Genomic DNA, 15362 nt, shown 5'->3' with positions numbered 1-15362 from the left:
CCCAGCGGGTGATTTCCGGCTCCGCGGCGAAGGTGACCCCCACGGGCGCGTAGTTTTGTCGACCGGGGCAACACGCGTCTGGTGGGAGCAGTCTTGGCACGGAAGATCGGCAGCCGGTACACCGCCAACCAGATCCTGGGGCGGGGCAGCGCCGGGACGGTGTGGCTGGGCGAGGGACCCGACGGGCCCGTCGCCATCAAGATGCTGCGCGAGGACCTCGCCTCCGACCAGGAGCTGGTCGGCCGCTTCGTGCAGGAGCGGACCGCGCTGCTCGGCCTCGAGCATCCGCACATCGTCACCGTGCGGGACCTCGTGGTCGACGGCAACGACCTCGCCCTCGTCATGGACATCGTGCGCGGCACCGACCTGCGCACCCGGCTGGACCGCGAGCGCCGGCTCGCGCCCGAGGCCGCGGCGGCGATCGTCGCGGACGTCGCGGACGGGCTCGCCGCCGCGCACGCGGCCGGGGTCGTCCACCGGGACGTCAAGCCCGAGAACATCCTCCTCGACATGCGCGGCCCGCTCGGCCCCGGGGGCGCGCACCCGGCGCTGCTCACCGACTTCGGCGTGGCCAAGCTCATCGACTCGCCCCGGCGCACCCGTGCGACGAAGATCATCGGCACCCCGGACTACCTCGCCCCCGAGATCGTCGAGGGCCTGCCCCCGCGCGCCGCCGTCGACATCTACGCCCTCGCCACGGTCCTCTACGAGCTGCTCGCCGGCTTCACCCCCTTCGGCGGCGGCCACCCCGGCGCGGTGCTGCGGCGGCACGTCACGGAGACCGTCGTCCCGCTGCCCGGCATCCCCGAGGAGCTGTGGCAGCTCATCGTCCAGTGCCTCGCCAAGGGCCCCGCCTCCCGGCTGCGCGCCTCCGAACTCGCCGCCCGGCTGCGCGAACAGCTCCCCGCCCTCGCGGGCATCCCCCCGCTGGAGGTCGACGAGCCCGACCCCGAGGCGGCCCCCGAGGAGCCCCCGGCCCCCCTCCCCGCCGACGAACCCGTCCGCCGGAGGGGCGCCGTCTCCCTCGTCCCCGGCCCCAAGCCCGACTCCAACCGCGACACCCACACCTCGATGCGCGTCCCGGCCCCCGACGAACTCGCCGGCGGCGCCCACGGCACGGCTCGCGCCCCGCGTCCTTCCGGCGCCCCCCGCCCCGGCTCGGCCCGCCACCGGGCAGCGGCCCGGCGCCGCCGAGTCACCCTCACCGTGGCCGCCCTGCTCCTCGCAGCAGCGGCCGGCTACGGAATCTGGACCACCACCACCGACGACACCCCACCCCAACAGACCCAGACCACGTCGACGCCCTGACAGGCAGAGAGGCGAGGCGCGGAGGCGGACGGCGAGTGAGTTGCCATGCGAGACGGGCGGCGACGGACTCCGTCCCGGCCACACACGCCGGGCACCGCGAGGGTGGGCGAGCGTCCGGCCCAGGTCGGGGACATCGGGGTGCCACGCAGCCCAGGTCAGGCATATCCGGCCCGTCCGGCGTTTGAGGACGAGGCCCTTCAGGGGCCGACAAGGGGGGTCCGGGGGCGGAGCCCCTGGTACGCCGCGGATAACGCCCCGCACCATCGTGGGCCAGACCGCCGAGGACCGACCCCACCCGGCGGAGCCGTTACGCTGGGGGCGTGGCAGTCGTCGATGTATCCGAAGAGCTGAAGTCCCTCTCCTCGACCATGGAGTCGATCGAGGCCGTCCTGGACCTCGACCAGCTGAGGGCAGACATCGCCGTGCTCGAGGAGCAGGCGGCCGCGCCGTCCCTCTGGGACAACCCGGACGAGGCGCAGAAGATCACCAGCAAGCTCTCCCACCTCCAGGCCGAGGTCAGGAAGGCCGAGGGGCTCCGCGGCCGGATCGACGATCTCGCCGTCCTCTTCGAGATGGCCGAGGAGGAGGACGACCCGGACACCCTCGCCGAGGCCGAGTCCGAGCTGGTCGCGGTGAAGAAGGCGCTGGACGAGATGGAGGTCCGCACCCTCCTGTCCGGCGAGTACGACTCCCGCGAGGCGCTGGTCAACATCCGCGCCGAGGCGGGCGGCGTCGACGCCGCCGACTTCGCCGAGCAGCTCCAGCGCATGTACCTCCGCTGGGCGGAGCGGCACGGCTACAAGACGGAGATCTACGAGACGTCGTACGCGGAAGAGGCCGGCATCAAGTCGACCACCTTCGCCGTGCAGATCCCGTACGCCTACGGCACGCTCTCCGTCGAGCAGGGCACGCACCGCCTGGTGCGCATCTCGCCGTTCGACAACCAGGGCCGCCGCCAGACCTCCTTCGCGGGCGTCGAGGTGCTCCCGGTCGTGGAGCAGACCGACCACGTCGAGATCGACGAGTCGGACCTGCGTATCGACGTGTACCGCTCCTCGGGCCCCGGCGGCCAGGGCGTGAACACGACGGACTCCGCGGTCCGCCTCACCCACCTCCCCACCGGCATCGTGGTCTCCTGCCAGAACGAGCGCTCGCAGATCCAGAACAAGGCCACCGCGATGAACGTGCTCCAGGCCAAGCTGCTGGAGCGCCAGCGGCAGGAGGAGCGCGCCAAGATGGACGCCCTCAAGGGTGACGGCGGCAGCTCCTGGGGCAACCAGATGCGGTCGTACGTGCTGCACCCGTACCAGATGGTCAAGGACCTGCGCACCGAGTTCGAGGTCGGCAACCCGCAGTCCGTGCTCGACGGCGAGATCGACGGCTTCCTGGAGGCCGGAATTCGCTGGCGCAAGCAGCAGGAGAAGTAAGTTTGTCGACATGACAACGTAAGGCAACTGCCGTCCGATGGGCGGCAGTTGTTTTATGTGTGGGCATCAGGTCACAGTCACATCAACCAACTCCCGCCAAACACACCCCCATGGGACATTGCGCCCGCAACGGCCTTGACGTTGCTTAAAAAAATGGGAAAGGTGAAACGCGGCATGCGTATCCGTGGGGCGCATGTGAACCGGGGGATCGGGAGAGTGCCAGGTGCCGGCCGAGAGCCGGCGCCGGTGTCGTCAGCTGCCTCCGTCGAGCACGGCCCGCCCCATGCGCAGCCACATCGACAACAGCTACTGGGGGTAGCAACCATATGACGAAGAAGACGCGCGTCCGCGTCGCACGCATAGCCGCCGGCGCCGTGATGGCCGCCGGCGCCTCGCTGATGGTGGCCGGCGTGGCCTCCGCCGACCCGGGCCCCGACCCGGACCCGACCTGCGGCATCCTCGGCACCTGCACCGAACCGGACCCCGGCACGGGCGGCGGCGACTCCTCCGGCGGGGACACCACCGGGGGCGACACGACCGGTGGGGACACCACGGGTGGCGACACCACCGGCGGCGACACCACGGGCGGTGACGCGAGCATCGGTGGAGTCATCGGCGGCGTGATCGGCGGCGGCGACTCCGGCGGTGACACCGGCGGTGACGCCACCGGCGGCAACACGGGCGGTGACGCCACCGGCGGTAACACCGGTGGTGACACCACGGGTGGCAACACCGGTGGCGACACCACGGGCGGTAACACCGGCGGTGACACCACGGGCGGTAACACCGGCGGTGACACCGGCGGCAGCACCACGGGTGGCGACACCACCGGCGGCTCCACCACGACCGGCGGCGGTGACACCACGGGCGGCTCGACCACCGGCGGCGGCTCCACCGGCGGCTCCTCCACCTCGGGCGGCTCCACCTCCGGTGGTTCCACCACGGGCGGCGGCTCCACGGGTGGTTCCTCCACCACGGGCGGCACCGACACCACCGGCGGTACCACCCCCGACGGCGGCAACGACAACGTCTCCCAGGAGGAGGGCACCTCCGCCCTCACCGACACCGGCTCGGACACCGCCGCGCAGCAGAACGGGAACGGCAAGCAGCTCGCCGAGACCGGCGCGGGCGAGACCACCTTCCTGCTGGTCGGCGCCGCGACGATGATCGCGGGCGGCGTCGCCTTCCGCGTTCTGCCGCGCCTCGCGGGCAACCGCGGCGGCGGCACGGCCGCCTGAGAGTAGCCGAGACATCACTCCGCGCAACCCGCACGGAGAAAGGGAAGGGCCCGGAGCACCCGCTCCGGGCCCTTCCCCGTGTCTTCGGCCGAACCCGCCGGACCTACACGGTCTGGTGCGCCAGCAGCGCCGTCAGCGCGATCAGCACCACCAGCAGCGCGACCAGCGCCGCCGGGCTCACCCCGCCCAGGAACCCCGTCTGCTGCTGGAGCCGCTCACGGCTCGCCCGGCACACCGGGCAGCGGCCCTCGTTCACGGGCGCCGCGCAGTTCGCGCACACCAACCGGTCGTACGTCATGCGCTCGCCCTCCTCGTGCCAGGCCCTTCAACCCCGTACAACGCCGACGGGAACGAGAACGTTCCCCCTCCACTCTGCCAGGTTCCCCCCGAAAGAGCGCGGGCGCCCGGGAAAAGCGGGGAGGGCCGCCCGTACAAACGCCCGTACAAAAACGCACAAGTCTCTCCCAACGGCGACCGGGCCCTGCGTAGGCACTCCCGGTTCGCGTATGGTCACGCTCATCATCCCCCGGCGACCCGTGGTGCATCCGTGATCCGATTCGACAGTGTCTCCAAGGTCTACCCCAAGCAGACCCGGCCCGCCCTCAGGGAGGTGTCCCTGGAAGTGGAGAAGGGCGAGTTCGTCTTCCTCGTGGGGTCGTCCGGCTCCGGCAAGTCGACCTTCCTCCGGCTCGTCCTCCGCGAGGAGCGGTGCAGCCACGGCCAGGTGCACGTCCTCGGCAAGGACCTCGCCCGGCTGTCCAACTGGAAGGTGCCGCAGATGCGCCGCCAGCTCGGGACGGTCTTCCAGGACTTCCGCCTGCTGCCCAACAAGACGGTCGCGGAGAACGTGGCCTTCGCGCAGGAGGTCATCGGCAAGTCCCGCGGCGAGATCCGCAAGTCCGTGCCCCAGGTGCTCGACCTCGTCGGGCTCGGCGGCAAGGAGGACCGCATGCCGGGCGAGTTGTCCGGCGGTGAGCAGCAACGCGTCGCCATCGCGCGGGCGTTCGTCAACCGGCCCAAGCTGCTGATCGCCGACGAGCCCACCGGCAACCTCGACCCGCAGACCTCCGTCGGCATCATGAAGCTGCTCGACCGCATCAACCGGACGGGCACCACCGTCATCATGGCGACGCACGACCAGAACATCGTGGACCAGATGCGCAAGCGCGTCATCGAGCTGGAGAAGGGCCGCCTCGTACGCGACCAGGCCCGCGGCGTCTACGGCTACCAGCACTAAGCGGAAAGGCTCGACCAGACGCCATGCGCGCCCAGTTCGTCATGTCGGAGATCGGTGTCGGTCTCCGCCGCAACCTGACGATGACCTTCGCCGTCATCGTCTCCGTCGCCCTGTCCCTGGCCCTCTTCGGCGGCTCCCTGATGATGAGCGACCAGGTGAGCACCATGAAGGGCTACTGGTACGACAAGGTCAACGTCTCGATCTTCCTCTGCAACAAGAGCGACGCCCAGTCGGACGTCAACTGCGCCAAGGGCGCGGCCACCGAGGACCAGAAGAAGCAGATCCAGGCCGACCTCGGCAAGATGTCCTCCATCGTGGAGAAGGTCACCTACGAGTCCCAGGACACCGCCTACAAGCACTACAAGGAGCAGTTCGGCAACTCCCCGCTGGCCAGCTCGCTGACGCCGGACCAGATGCAGGAGTCGTACCGGATCAAGCTCAAGGACCCGCAGAAGTACCAGGTGATCGCGACCGCGTTCAACGGGCGGGCCGGGGTGCAGTCGGTGCAGGACCAGCGGAGCATCCTCGACAACCTCTTCCAGCTGCTCAACCTGATGAACCGGGCCGCGCTGTTCCTGATGGCGCTGATGCTGTTCGTCGCGCTGCTGCTGATCGTCAACACGGTGCGGGTGTCCGCGTTCAGCCGCCGCCGGGAGACCGGGATCATGCGGCTGGTCGGCGCCTCCGGGTTCTACATCCAGGCGCCGTTCATCATGGAGGCCGCGGTCGCCGGACTCATCGGCGGCAGCCTCGCGTGCGTCTTCCTGGTGCTGGGCCGGTACTTCACCATCGACCACGGCATGGCCCTCTCCAGCAAGCTGACGCTCATCAACTTCATCGGCTGGGACTCGGTGTTGACCAAGCTGCCGCTGATCCTCGCGACCAGCGTGCTGATGCCTTCCCTGGCGGCGTTCTTCGCGTTGCGCAAGTATCTGAAGGTGTGACACATGCCAAGAGGGCCGTACAGGCATCCGTCTGTACGGCCCTTCGCGTTGTCCTAGACTCACCGCCATGTCAGGCAACGCCCTGTTCCGCCAGCCCCGCCGTAAACGCCGCGGGGCCGCCCTGACATTGGTGTTCGCCGGAGCGCTGACCGCGGGGGCCGTCACGGGCTCCCTGCCGGACACCGCCCAGGCCCGCCGTCTGGACGCCAACTCCCGCTCGGCCGAAGCCGGTCGGGCCACCGGGAAGCCCCGGCCCGAGGACGTCCGCCGGGCCGCCGCCGAGGCCATGGCGAAGGGCGAGTCGCCCACCGAGGCCGCCGAACAGGCCGTCAGCCGCAGCGGGGACCGCTGGGCCGCCGTCTACTCCGAGGACGAGTACGCCGAGTTCCGCGACGCCCTGGACGGCGAGTACACCGGCGTCGGCCTGTGGGCCAAGCGCGCCCGCGACGGAAAGGTCACCGTCAGCCGCGTACGGTCCCACTCGCCCGCCGCCGACGCCGGCATCCGCGAGGGCGACCGGCTGCGCAGCGTCGACGGGCACGGGGTCGACGGCCGCCCGGTCACCGAGGTGGTCTCCCTGCTGCGCGGCAATGCCGACGACGCCTCCGCCGGCACCCCGGTCACCGTCGGCATCCAGCGCGGCGCCGACTCCTGGTCCCGCACCCTGTACCGGGCCCGCCTCTCCACCGACCCGGTGACCGTCACCGACCCGGTCGCCGGGGTCGTGGTGGTCCGGGTGTCCGCCTTCACCAAGGGCTCCGCGAAGGCCGTGCGCGACGCCGTACGGCGCGCCCCGGCCGGCGCCGGGGTGGTGCTCGACCTGCGCGGCAACTCCGGCGGCCTGGTCACCGAGGCCGTCGCCACCGCCTCCTGCTTCCTCGACGGCGGCCTGGTCGCCACCTACGACGTGGACGGCGCCCAGCGCGCCCTGCACGCGGCCTCCGGCGGCGACACCGCCCGCCCGCTGGTCACCCTGGTCGACGGCGGCACGATGAGCGCGGCCGAGCTGCTCACCGGCGCCCTCCAGGACCGTGGCCGGGCCGTGGTGATCGGCTCGCGCACCTTCGGCAAGGGCTCGGTCCAGATGCCGACCGCGCTGCCGGACGGCTCGGTGGCCGAGCTGACCGTCGGCCACTACCGCACCCCCTCCGGTCACGCCGTCGACGGCCGGGGCATCACCCCGGACCTGGAGCCGGGCCCGAGCGCCCTGAAGCGCGCCGAGACGGTCCTCACCGGCCTGGGCGACCCCCGATAGCTCCCTGACCCCACCCCTAATCCGCTTCCCTTCGCCCCCCTCCATGGTGCGAAAATGGGCGGCACTATGAGCAAGGGAATGTACGTACCGAAGGAGTCCCAGCCCAAGCAGGGCGGGGCGGCCCCGGCCAAGGGCAAGGTCAAGGACGGCAAGCGCAAGCTCGTCGCCCAGAACAAGAAGGCCCGGCACGACTACGCGATCATCGACACCTACGAGGCCGGGATCGTGCTGTCCGGCACCGAGGTGAAGTCGCTGCGCCAGGGCCGGGCCTCGCTGACGGACGGATTCGTCCAGATCGACGGGAACGAGGCGTGGCTGCACAACGCCCACATCCCCGAGTACAGCCAGGGCACCTGGACCAACCACTCGGTGCGCCGCAAGCGCAAGCTGCTGCTGCACCGCGAGGAGATCGACAAGCTGGAGGCGAAGTCGCAGGAGACGGGCCACACCATCGTGCCCCTCGCCCTGTACTTCAAGGACGGCCGGGCCAAGGCGGAGATCGCGCTGGCCCGGGGCAAGAGGGAGTTCGACAAGCGGCAGACCCTGCGCGAGAAGCAGGACCGGCGCGAGTCGGACCGGGCCATCGCGGCCGCCAAGCGCAAGCAGCGCGGCGTCTGACCGGGCCCGCGGGAATAGGCTGGCACACTCCCGCGTTGGTCACGTACGATGGCACAGCACCCCGTCGAGGGTGCGCCGCCTCCTGCGGGGGGCATTGAAAAAACAACATGGGGATGATCGGTTTCGACAGCGGATGTCGAAGCAGGGGAAGCGTGTCGAGGAAGCGGCAATGATCTCGTAAACCATATGTCGCAAAAAATAATCGCCAACACCAAGCGCGATTCCTTCGCCCTCGCTGCCTAAGTAGCGACTTGCGAAGTGTCAGCCCGGGGCTGTTCCCGACCCGGATCCTGGCATCAGCTAGGGAACTAAACCTTGATCCCGGTCACGGGGTGAAGAGGGAAATCCAACAGTGACTGAGCCCGTCGGAGACTTGTCCGCGTGATCTCCGGGGCCGAGAAAATCGAAGCGGACTGCACACGGAGAAGCCCTGTTTCTGCACCGGTGGACGCGGGTTCGATTCCCGCCATCTCCACGATCGGGAGGCCCTCGGGCCTTCGGAACCCATGTGGGCAAAGGCCCCGTCGCTCTCAGCGGCGGGGCCTTCGTCTTTTCACCGGGCGCCCCGCAGCGCCCGGCCCAGCAGGCAGGCCGTGGCGGCCGCCAGCGCCGGTATCGCGTACGCCGTACCCGCGCCCAGGTGCTCCGCCGCCCAGCCGCCGGCGGCCGAGCCGCAGGCGATGCCGGTGAGCAGCGCGGTCACCACCAGGCTCATGCCCTCGTTGAGGCGACCCTCCGGGCTGCGCTCCTGGACCAGCGTCATCGCGGTCACCATGGTCGGCGCGGTCGCCGTGCCCGCCACCAGCAGGGCCCCCGCCAGCACCCACAGCGAGCCGGTGGTGGCCGCGAGCCACGGCAGTGTCATCAGCGCGGCCATCGCGGGCAGGCACCTCCGGAGCCGCCGGGCGGCCGGTCCCGGCGGGAGCGCCCCGTACAGCAGGCCCGCCGCGCAGGACCCCGCCGCCTGGAGCGCGAGGACGACCCCGGCGAGCGCACGCTGCCCCTGGGCGTCGGCGTACGCCACCGTGACGACCTCCATCGCCCCGAACACCGCCCCGGTCGCCGTGAAGCAGGCCAGCAGGGGCCGGATACCGGGGGCACGCAGCGGGGAGGGCGCCCGGGTGCGGGGGCTCGGCGGGGGCTCGGTGCCGCTCTGGGCGGTGAAGACCAGCATCCCGGCCGCCAGCAGCGCCGCCCCGGCGAGGGTGCCCGCCTCGGGGAAGAGGGTGCCGGTCAGGAAGGACGCCAGGGCCGGGCCCAGCATGAAGCACAGCTCGTCGGCGGCCTGCTCGAAGGAGTTCGCGGTGTGCCGGGCTTCGGGGTCGTCCCGCAGCAGGTGGGCCCAGCGGGCGCGGGACAGCCCGCCGACGTTGGGCGTGGCCGCCCAGGAGGCGTACGCGGCGAACAGCGTCCAGTCGGGGGCGTCGTACCGCACGCACAGCAGCAGGGCGAGGGCGCCGAGCACCGCCACCAGGGTCGCGGGCCGGGCCACCTTCGCCTGCCCGTACCGGTCGACCAGGCGGGCCAGCCAGGGGCCCGCGAGCCCGCTCGCCACCAGCCCGGTCGCGCTCACCGCACCGGCCAGGGTGTACGAGCCGCGCGCACCGGCGATCATCACCACCGCGCTGACCCCGGCCATCCCGACGGGGAGGCGGGCGAGCAGGTTGCCGGCGGTGAAGGCGAGGGCGCCGGGGCGGGCGAAGAGCCGGCGGTAGGCGACTGCGGTCGGTGTGGACATGCCGCTCACGCTCTCCCGGTCGGCGGACGCCGGTCCAACACCTGTTCCGCGCCGATTCACGCGCCCGCGTTGTAAGTTCGCGGCCATGCCTCCCGCGATCGACCCCCGGCTGCTGCGCGCCTTCGTGGCCGTCGCCGAGGAACTGCACTTCACCCGCGCCGCCGCCCGGCTCTACGTCGCCCAGCAGGCGCTCAGCCGGGACGTACGGCGGCTCGAACGGGAGCTGGGCGCCGAGCTGTTCGTCCGTACCACCCGGCAGGTGACGCTCACCCCGGACGGCGAGCGTCTGCTGCCGCACGCCCGGCGGGTGCTCGCCGCCCAGGACGACCTCCTCGCCGCCTTTGGCAGCGCCCGCCCGCTGCTGGTCGACGTCAACTCCGAAGGCCCCCTCACCGCCCACCGGGTGCTGCTCCGGGCTCGCGAACTGGCGCCCGCACACGAGCTGTTGGCCCGCTACGAGCACGGGCTGACCGGAGCGGCGGCCGCCCTGCTCGCCGGGCGGCTGGACGTCTCCTTCGGCCGCTACGCCGGTCTGGACCCGGCGCTGCGCTCCGGCCTCGCCCAACAACCCGTGCGCCACGAGCAGATGGCGGTGCTGCTGCCCGAGGACCATCCGCTGGCCGCACTGCCCGAGGTGCCGCTCGGGGCGCTCGCCGGGGAGACGGTGTACGCCGGCGCGGGCAACCCCGGCACCCGGGAGTGGACCGAGCTGGCGCGTCAGCTCTTCGAGGGACGCGGCATCCGGCTCGCGCCACCCCATCCGGTGGTTCTCGGCGCCGAGGAGTTCGCCCGTGTGATGGCGGCGAGCCGGATGCCGGTGCTCGCGGTGGTGGATTTTCCGGCCATGCCGGGCGCGGCGCTGCGACCGCTGGTCGATCCGGTTCCGCTTTCGCCCGTCTCGCTGGTGTGGCGGAAGGGGCTGGTCCATCCCGCGCTGGACGCGCTGAAGGCGGCGGCGGCCGAGCTGGCGCGCGCCGAAAGGTGGCTTTCGCCGCCCGGTGACCGATGGATTCCGGCCATGGATCTGGAGGTGATGAGCCGCCCTTTCTGACACTCCGAGCACACGCGAACTCACCTTGCGCTACATTCGGGGACCCGAGCACTGGGGTAGAGGGGGGCGCTCGGACCGGGTGGGGGCCTGGTCCGGCCGGCGCGTGCTCGGTGTCGCCGGCGCACCCCGGAACAGTCCCGTGGGGGGATGCGCATACATGGAACAGTGGCGGGAAGAGCGCCGACCGGAATGGCCCGATGTGGCCTCGGCGGCACGAGACATGCAGGTGGCAGGGGGTTCGACGCAGGCTTTTCCGGAAACCGGAACCTTCGCGGAGGCCGACTCGGCGCCATCGCGCGGGAACCGGCCGGGCGGTGGACGCGCCGCGTTCCCCCGCGTCGTACGTCCGTCCGACGCGGGGATGTTCGCGGCGACGGAGATACTCCGGGGCGGTCCGGCCGCCCTCGCCGGGGCCGAGGCGACAGCCCTGCTCCCGCGCACCGTGACCCCGCGCGCGGCGGCCGAGTTCCGCCCCTCGGGCACCGAGCGGACGGCGCTGCTGCCCACCCGGCCCGCACCAGGGGCGCACGACCCGCACGAGGTGACCGTCCAGCTCGACTCCGTCCGGGCCGAGGGTCCTGATCCGGCCGACGCCTCGGACCGCCCGGTCTTCGTGGACGAGTCCGGCCGCCGCAGCCGTACCTTCCGCCGCCTCGGCCTGCTGGTCGCCGGGCTCTGCGCGGGATACGCGGTCGTCATCGGCGTCACCCTGCTCTCCGGCAGCTCCGACGCGCCCTGGCTGCCGGTGCCGCAGAAGGGGGACAAGCCCGCCAGCCGGGTCGACTCCTCGCCGGCCCCCAGCGCCTCGGCCCCGGCCGCGCCCGGAGGAAACGCCCGCACCGGTACCGGCGGCGCCACGCAGCCGGCGGCGCCGGGCAGCGCGCCGGCCACCGTCGCCGCCGTACCCGTCACGGGAGGGCACAGCCCGGCCGCCACCGGCACCACGGCGGCCCGGCCGCCCGCCGCCGCGAGCCCGACGCCCCGGCGGTCGGCGCCGCCCGCGCCCGGCGAGGGCAGCCCGAGGCCGACGCCCACCGCGACCGCGTCCACCGAGGCGTCCCCGGAGCCGGGCACCACCGCGCCCAGCCCGGCCGCCACCGAGTCCCCGGTGGGCGGCGGTGCCCAGCAGCCCCAGGGCTCGGCCGGCCGGCCCGCCGCGTCCTGACACCGGAAGAACGAACCTCCGATGACTCCGCGAACCGCCCGCCGGGCGCTGCCCCGGCGCCGCCGGCTCCCGCTGCGCCCGGTGCTGGCCTTCCTGTTCCTGCTCGCCACGCTGGCCATGCTCATGCTGCGCGGCTACGTCCACAACGAGATCCTCGCCGACCACCGTGTGCGGCCCGAGGCGCCCGGCGGACACGTACCCGCGAAGGTCACCGGCGGCGGTCCCGTCATCGACACCCGGGGCGGCCGCACCGACAGCCTCCGGGTGCCGAAGCACCGCGTCGTGCTCACCTTCGACGACGGTCCCGACCCGACCTGGACACCCCAGGTCCTGGACGCGCTCAAGCGGAACCACGCGCGGGCCACCTTCTTCGTGACCGGCACCATGACCTCCCGCTATCCCGAGCTGGTCCGGCGCATGGTGGCCGAGGGGCACGAGGTCGGCCTGCACACCTTCAACCACCCCGACCTCTCCTACCAGTCCCAGCGCCGGGTCGACTGGGAGCTGTCCCAGGGGCAGCTGGCCCTCGCGGGCGCGGCCGGCATCCGCAGCTCGCTGTTCCGGCCCCCGTACTCCTCCTTCGCCTCCGCGATGGACGACCGGTCCTGGCCGGTGGCCAGGTACGTCGGCGGGCGGGGCTATCTGATCGTGCTCAACGACCGGGACAGCGAGGACTGGCGCCGCCCGGGGGTGGAGGAGATCATCCGCCGGGCGACACCGGAGAAGGGCAGGGGCGCGGTCGTCCTGATGCACGACTCCGGAGGCGACCGGAGCCAGACCGTCCAGGCGATCGACACCCTGCTGCCCCGGCTCCAGGCCGAGGGCTACCGCTTCCAGACCCTCACCCAGGCGCTCGACGCGCCGAGCGCCGACACCCCGGTCACCGGGGCCGGGCTGTGGACCGGCAAGGCGTGGATCGCGCTGGTCGGGGCGGCCGACGGCATCACCACAGGGCTCGTCGTGGGCCTCGCCGTCATCGGGGTGCTGGTCTTCGGCCGGTTCGGGCTGATGCTGCTGCTGTCCGCCGCGCACGCCCGCCGCACCCGCCGCCGGGACTTCCGCTGGGGCCCGGAGCCGGTCACCGAACCGGCGACCGTGCTGGTGCCCGCGTACAACGAGGCCAAGTGCATCGAGAACACGGTGCGTTCACTGGTCGGCGGGGAGCACCCGGTGGAGGTGATCGTCGTCGACGACGGCTCCTGCGACGGCACCGCCCGCATCGTGGAGGGGCTCGCGCTGCCCGGCGTCCGGGTGGTCCGGCAGCACAACGCGGGCAAGCCCGCCGCCCTCAACCGGGGCCTGGCGAACGCCAGTCACGACCTGATCGTGATGATGGACGGCGACACCGTCTTCGAGCCGTCCACCGTCCGCGAGCTGGTGCAGCCCTTCGCCGACCCGCGCGTCGGCGCCGTCGCGGGCAACGCCAAGGTCGGCAACAAGGACACCCTCATCGGCGCCTGGCAGCACATCGAGTACGTGATGGGCTTCAACCTGGACCGCCGGATGTACGACGTGCTGCGCTGCATGCCCACCATCCCCGGCGCCGTCGGCGCGTTCCGCCGTACCGCGCTGGAGCGGGTCGGCGGGATGAGCGACGACACCCTCGCCGAGGACACCGACATCACCATGGCCCTGCACCGCGACGGCTGGCGGGTGGTCTACGCCGAGAAGGCCCGCGCCTGGACCGAGGCCCCGGAGTCCGTACGGCAGCTCTGGTCCCAGCGCTACCGCTGGTCCTACGGCACCATGCAGGCCATCTGGAAGCACCGCCGGGCCATGCTGGAACGCGGGCCCTCCGGGCGGTTCGGCCGCATCGGGCTGCCGCTGGTCTCCCTGTTCATGGTGCTCGCCCCGCTGCTGGCCCCGCTGATCGACCTCTTCCTCGTCTACGGCCTGGTCTTCGGCCCCACCGGCAAGACCATCGCGTCCTGGTTCGCCGTCCTGGCCGTGCAGGCCGTCTGCGCGGCCTACGCCTTCGCGCTGGACCGGGAGCGGCTCGCCCCGCTGATCTCCCTGCCGCTCCAGCAACTCCTGTACCGCCAGCTCATGTACGTCGTGCTGCTCCAGTCCTGGATCACGGCACTCACCGGCGGCCGGCTGCGCTGGCAGAAGCTGCGCCGCAAGGGCGGGGTGTCGGCCCCGGTCCCGGCCGAAGGAGCACTGCGATGACCACGGCCCTCACTCCCGAGGTGGCGCCCGAGCCGGTACGGCGGCGCGCCCCCGCCCGGGACCGCTACTTCGACCTGCTCCGCGCGCTCGCCCTCTTCCGGGTCGTCTTCTACCACCTCATGGGATGGGCCTGGCTGCCCGTGGTCTTCCCGTCCATGGGCGTGATGTTCGCCCTGGCCGGCAACCTGATGGTCCGCTCCCTGAAACGCCCCCCGGTGGAGGTCGTCCGGGGCCGGCTGCGACGGCTGCTGCCCCCGCTCTGGCTGTTGGGGGCCCTCGGGGTGTCCGGCATGGTGCTCCAGGGCTGGCGTCCGGACGCCGAGGGGCACCCCGGCTGGTGGTTCGTCCACCTCGGCTTCTGGGTGCTGCCGCTGAGCGACCCGCCGTACGCGGGCACGCTGCCCGGCGTCCACGGGGTGCTCGGCCCGGACTGGGCGGCCGAACTGGCCGGACCGCTCTGGTATCTCCGCGCATACCTGTGGTTCGTGCTGCTCTCCCCGCTCCTGCTGAGGGCGCTGAAGGCGATCCCGTGGACCACCGTGCTGGCGCCGGTCGCGCTGGCCGCCGCCTTCGAGTTCGGCCACCTCCAGCTCCCCGGTGAGCGCGTCCCGTCGGCGCTGACCGACTTCAGCACCTTCGGTGCCTGCTGGATTCTCGGCATGGCCCATCAGCAGGGGGTGCTGAAGCGCGTCCCGCGCTACGTGGTGCCGTCCGTCGCCCCGGTCGTCGCCGGGCTCGGCCTCTGGTACGCGCTCACGCACGGCTTCCGGCAGGGGCACGACCTGGACGACATCCCGTTCGCCCAGTCCCTCTGGTCCATGGCCACCGTGCTGCTCCTGCTGCACATCAGCCCGACGTGGACCGAGTGGCCCCGCCTGCTGCGCCCCTTCGACCGCCTGGTCACCCTGCTCAACTCCCGCGCGGTGACCGTCTATCTCTGGCACAACCTCTGCATCCTGATCGCCTCCACCCTCTGGGACCAGCTCTGGCGCTACGACGTCCTGGACGAGAAGTGCCCCTGGCTCCTGGAGAGTTCCTGGCCCGTCCTCGCCCTCACCTGGGTCCTGGTCTGCGCCTGCGTCGTCACCTTCGGCTGGGCGGAGGACCTGGCGGCGAAACGGAGCCCCCGGCTGTGGCCGGACGGCCGCCCCCGCCCGGCCAGCCGCCACCGCGCGGCCTGACCGGGCCGCCGGGGCACGGGGGGTTCCGGCC

At 72.3% G+C, this 15362-nt stretch carries 13 protein-coding genes and 1 other RNA gene; 12 read left to right on the top strand and 2 right to left on the bottom strand.

What is annotated here, in order from left to right:
* Positions 1–93: 93 nt before the first annotated feature.
* The 3 genes from D0Z67_RS10935 to D0Z67_RS10925 all read left to right on the top strand — a co-directional run bounded on the left by D0Z67_RS10935 (position 94) and on the right by D0Z67_RS10925 (position 3973).
* Positions 94–1308, top strand: a complete 1215-nt coding sequence (locus D0Z67_RS10935) for a serine/threonine-protein kinase (RefSeq protein ID WP_031182647.1) — start codon at positions 94–96, stop codon at positions 1306–1308.
* A gap of 320 nt (positions 1309–1628) precedes the next feature.
* Positions 1629–2735 (top strand): peptide chain release factor 2, encoded by a 1107-nt coding sequence (gene prfB / locus D0Z67_RS10930; protein ID WP_031182646.1) that lies wholly within the window; start codon positions 1629–1631, stop codon positions 2733–2735.
* A gap of 326 nt (positions 2736–3061) precedes the next feature.
* Complete coding sequence (locus D0Z67_RS10925; RefSeq protein WP_031182645.1) at positions 3062–3973, top strand: LPXTG cell wall anchor domain-containing protein; 912 nt, start codon at positions 3062–3064, stop codon at positions 3971–3973.
* Between the two features lie 103 nt (positions 3974–4076).
* Here D0Z67_RS10925 and D0Z67_RS10920 read toward each other — a convergent pair whose 3' ends face one another.
* On the bottom strand, positions 4077–4271 hold the full coding sequence (locus D0Z67_RS10920; RefSeq protein WP_031182644.1) for a hypothetical protein: 195 nt from the start codon (positions 4269–4271) through the stop codon (positions 4077–4079).
* A gap of 249 nt (positions 4272–4520) precedes the next feature.
* Here D0Z67_RS10920 and ftsE point away from each other — a divergent pair, with 249 nt between their 5' ends.
* The 5 genes from ftsE (at position 4521) to ssrA (ending at position 8505) form a co-directional block, all read left to right on the top strand.
* Positions 4521–5210 (top strand): cell division ATP-binding protein FtsE, encoded by a 690-nt coding sequence (gene ftsE, locus D0Z67_RS10915; protein WP_030810993.1) that lies wholly within the window; start codon positions 4521–4523, stop codon positions 5208–5210.
* A gap of 23 nt (positions 5211–5233) precedes the next feature.
* Positions 5234–6154, top strand: coding sequence for a permease-like cell division protein FtsX (gene ftsX / locus D0Z67_RS10910; RefSeq protein ID WP_030810990.1), 921 nt, complete (start codon positions 5234–5236; stop codon positions 6152–6154).
* 67 nt (positions 6155–6221) lie between these two features.
* Positions 6222–7409 (top strand): S41 family peptidase, encoded by a 1188-nt coding sequence (locus tag D0Z67_RS10905; protein WP_199812219.1) that lies wholly within the window; start codon positions 6222–6224, stop codon positions 7407–7409.
* Between the two features lie 66 nt (positions 7410–7475).
* The gene (gene smpB, locus D0Z67_RS10900) at positions 7476–8027 is read left to right on the top strand and encodes an SsrA-binding protein SmpB (protein WP_037775555.1); all 552 of its coding nucleotides are present in this window, start codon (positions 7476–7478) and stop codon (positions 8025–8027) included.
* Between the two features lie 109 nt (positions 8028–8136).
* Positions 8137–8505, top strand: a transfer-messenger RNA (tmRNA) gene (gene ssrA / locus D0Z67_RS10895).
* A 75-nt stretch (positions 8506–8580) separates the two neighbouring features.
* Here ssrA and D0Z67_RS10890 read toward each other — a convergent pair.
* A complete protein-coding gene (locus D0Z67_RS10890; RefSeq protein ID WP_037775553.1) occupies positions 8581–9765 on the bottom strand; it encodes an MFS transporter in 1185 nt (394 codons plus the stop codon).
* An 85-nt stretch (positions 9766–9850) separates the two neighbouring features.
* Here D0Z67_RS10890 and D0Z67_RS10885 point away from each other — a divergent pair, with 85 nt between their 5' ends.
* From D0Z67_RS10885 to D0Z67_RS10870, 4 genes are all read left to right on the top strand, one after another.
* The gene (locus D0Z67_RS10885; RefSeq protein ID WP_031182640.1) at positions 9851–10816 is read left to right on the top strand and encodes a LysR family transcriptional regulator; all 966 of its coding nucleotides are present in this window, start codon (positions 9851–9853) and stop codon (positions 10814–10816) included.
* A gap of 361 nt (positions 10817–11177) precedes the next feature.
* Entirely contained in the window at positions 11178–11981 is an 804-nt protein-coding gene (locus tag D0Z67_RS10880) for a hypothetical protein (RefSeq protein WP_051887907.1), read from the top strand.
* A gap of 21 nt (positions 11982–12002) precedes the next feature.
* Positions 12003–14150: a bifunctional polysaccharide deacetylase/glycosyltransferase family 2 protein gene (locus D0Z67_RS10875; protein ID WP_031182638.1), complete on the top strand. Its 2148-nt coding sequence runs from the start codon at positions 12003–12005 to the stop codon at positions 14148–14150.
* Positions 14147–15331 carry an acyltransferase family protein gene (locus D0Z67_RS10870; protein WP_031182637.1) on the top strand — a complete coding sequence of 395 codons (1185 nt, stop codon included), beginning with the start codon at positions 14147–14149 and terminating at the stop codon, positions 15329–15331. The genes D0Z67_RS10875 and D0Z67_RS10870 overlap by 4 nt, the downstream gene beginning before the upstream one ends.
* The last annotated feature ends 31 nt before the right edge of the window (positions 15332–15362 follow it).

This window comes from Streptomyces seoulensis, from assembly GCF_004328625.1.
GTDB lineage: Bacteria > Actinomycetota > Actinomycetes > Streptomycetales > Streptomycetaceae > Streptomyces > Streptomyces seoulensis.
Note: the sequence above shows the minus strand (reverse complement) of the source record. Positions and strands in the feature narration are given on the sequence as shown.

Excerpts from the sequence above, each read along its gene's own strand:
- D0Z67_RS10925 (WP_031182645.1), top strand. The coding sequence starts at position 3,062 with ATGACGAAGAAGACGCGCGTCCGCGTCGCACGCATAGCCGCCGGCGCC.
- D0Z67_RS10920 (WP_031182644.1), bottom strand. The coding sequence starts at position 4,271 with ATGACGTACGACCGGTTGGTGTGCGCGAACTGCGCGGCGCCCGTGAAC.
- ftsX (WP_030810990.1), top strand. The coding sequence starts at position 5,234 with ATGCGCGCCCAGTTCGTCATGTCGGAGATCGGTGTCGGTCTCCGCCGC.
- D0Z67_RS10905 (WP_199812219.1), top strand. The coding sequence starts at position 6,222 with ATGTCAGGCAACGCCCTGTTCCGCCAGCCCCGCCGTAAACGCCGCGGG.
- smpB (WP_037775555.1), top strand. The coding sequence starts at position 7,476 with ATGAGCAAGGGAATGTACGTACCGAAGGAGTCCCAGCCCAAGCAGGGC.
- D0Z67_RS10890 (WP_037775553.1), bottom strand. The coding sequence starts at position 9,765 with ATGTCCACACCGACCGCAGTCGCCTACCGCCGGCTCTTCGCCCGCCCC.
- D0Z67_RS10885 (WP_031182640.1), top strand. The coding sequence starts at position 9,851 with ATGCCTCCCGCGATCGACCCCCGGCTGCTGCGCGCCTTCGTGGCCGTC.
- D0Z67_RS10880 (WP_051887907.1), top strand. The coding sequence starts at position 11,178 with ATGTTCGCGGCGACGGAGATACTCCGGGGCGGTCCGGCCGCCCTCGCC.
- D0Z67_RS10875 (WP_031182638.1), top strand. The coding sequence starts at position 12,003 with ATGACTCCGCGAACCGCCCGCCGGGCGCTGCCCCGGCGCCGCCGGCTC.
- D0Z67_RS10870 (WP_031182637.1), top strand. The coding sequence starts at position 14,147 with ATGACCACGGCCCTCACTCCCGAGGTGGCGCCCGAGCCGGTACGGCGG.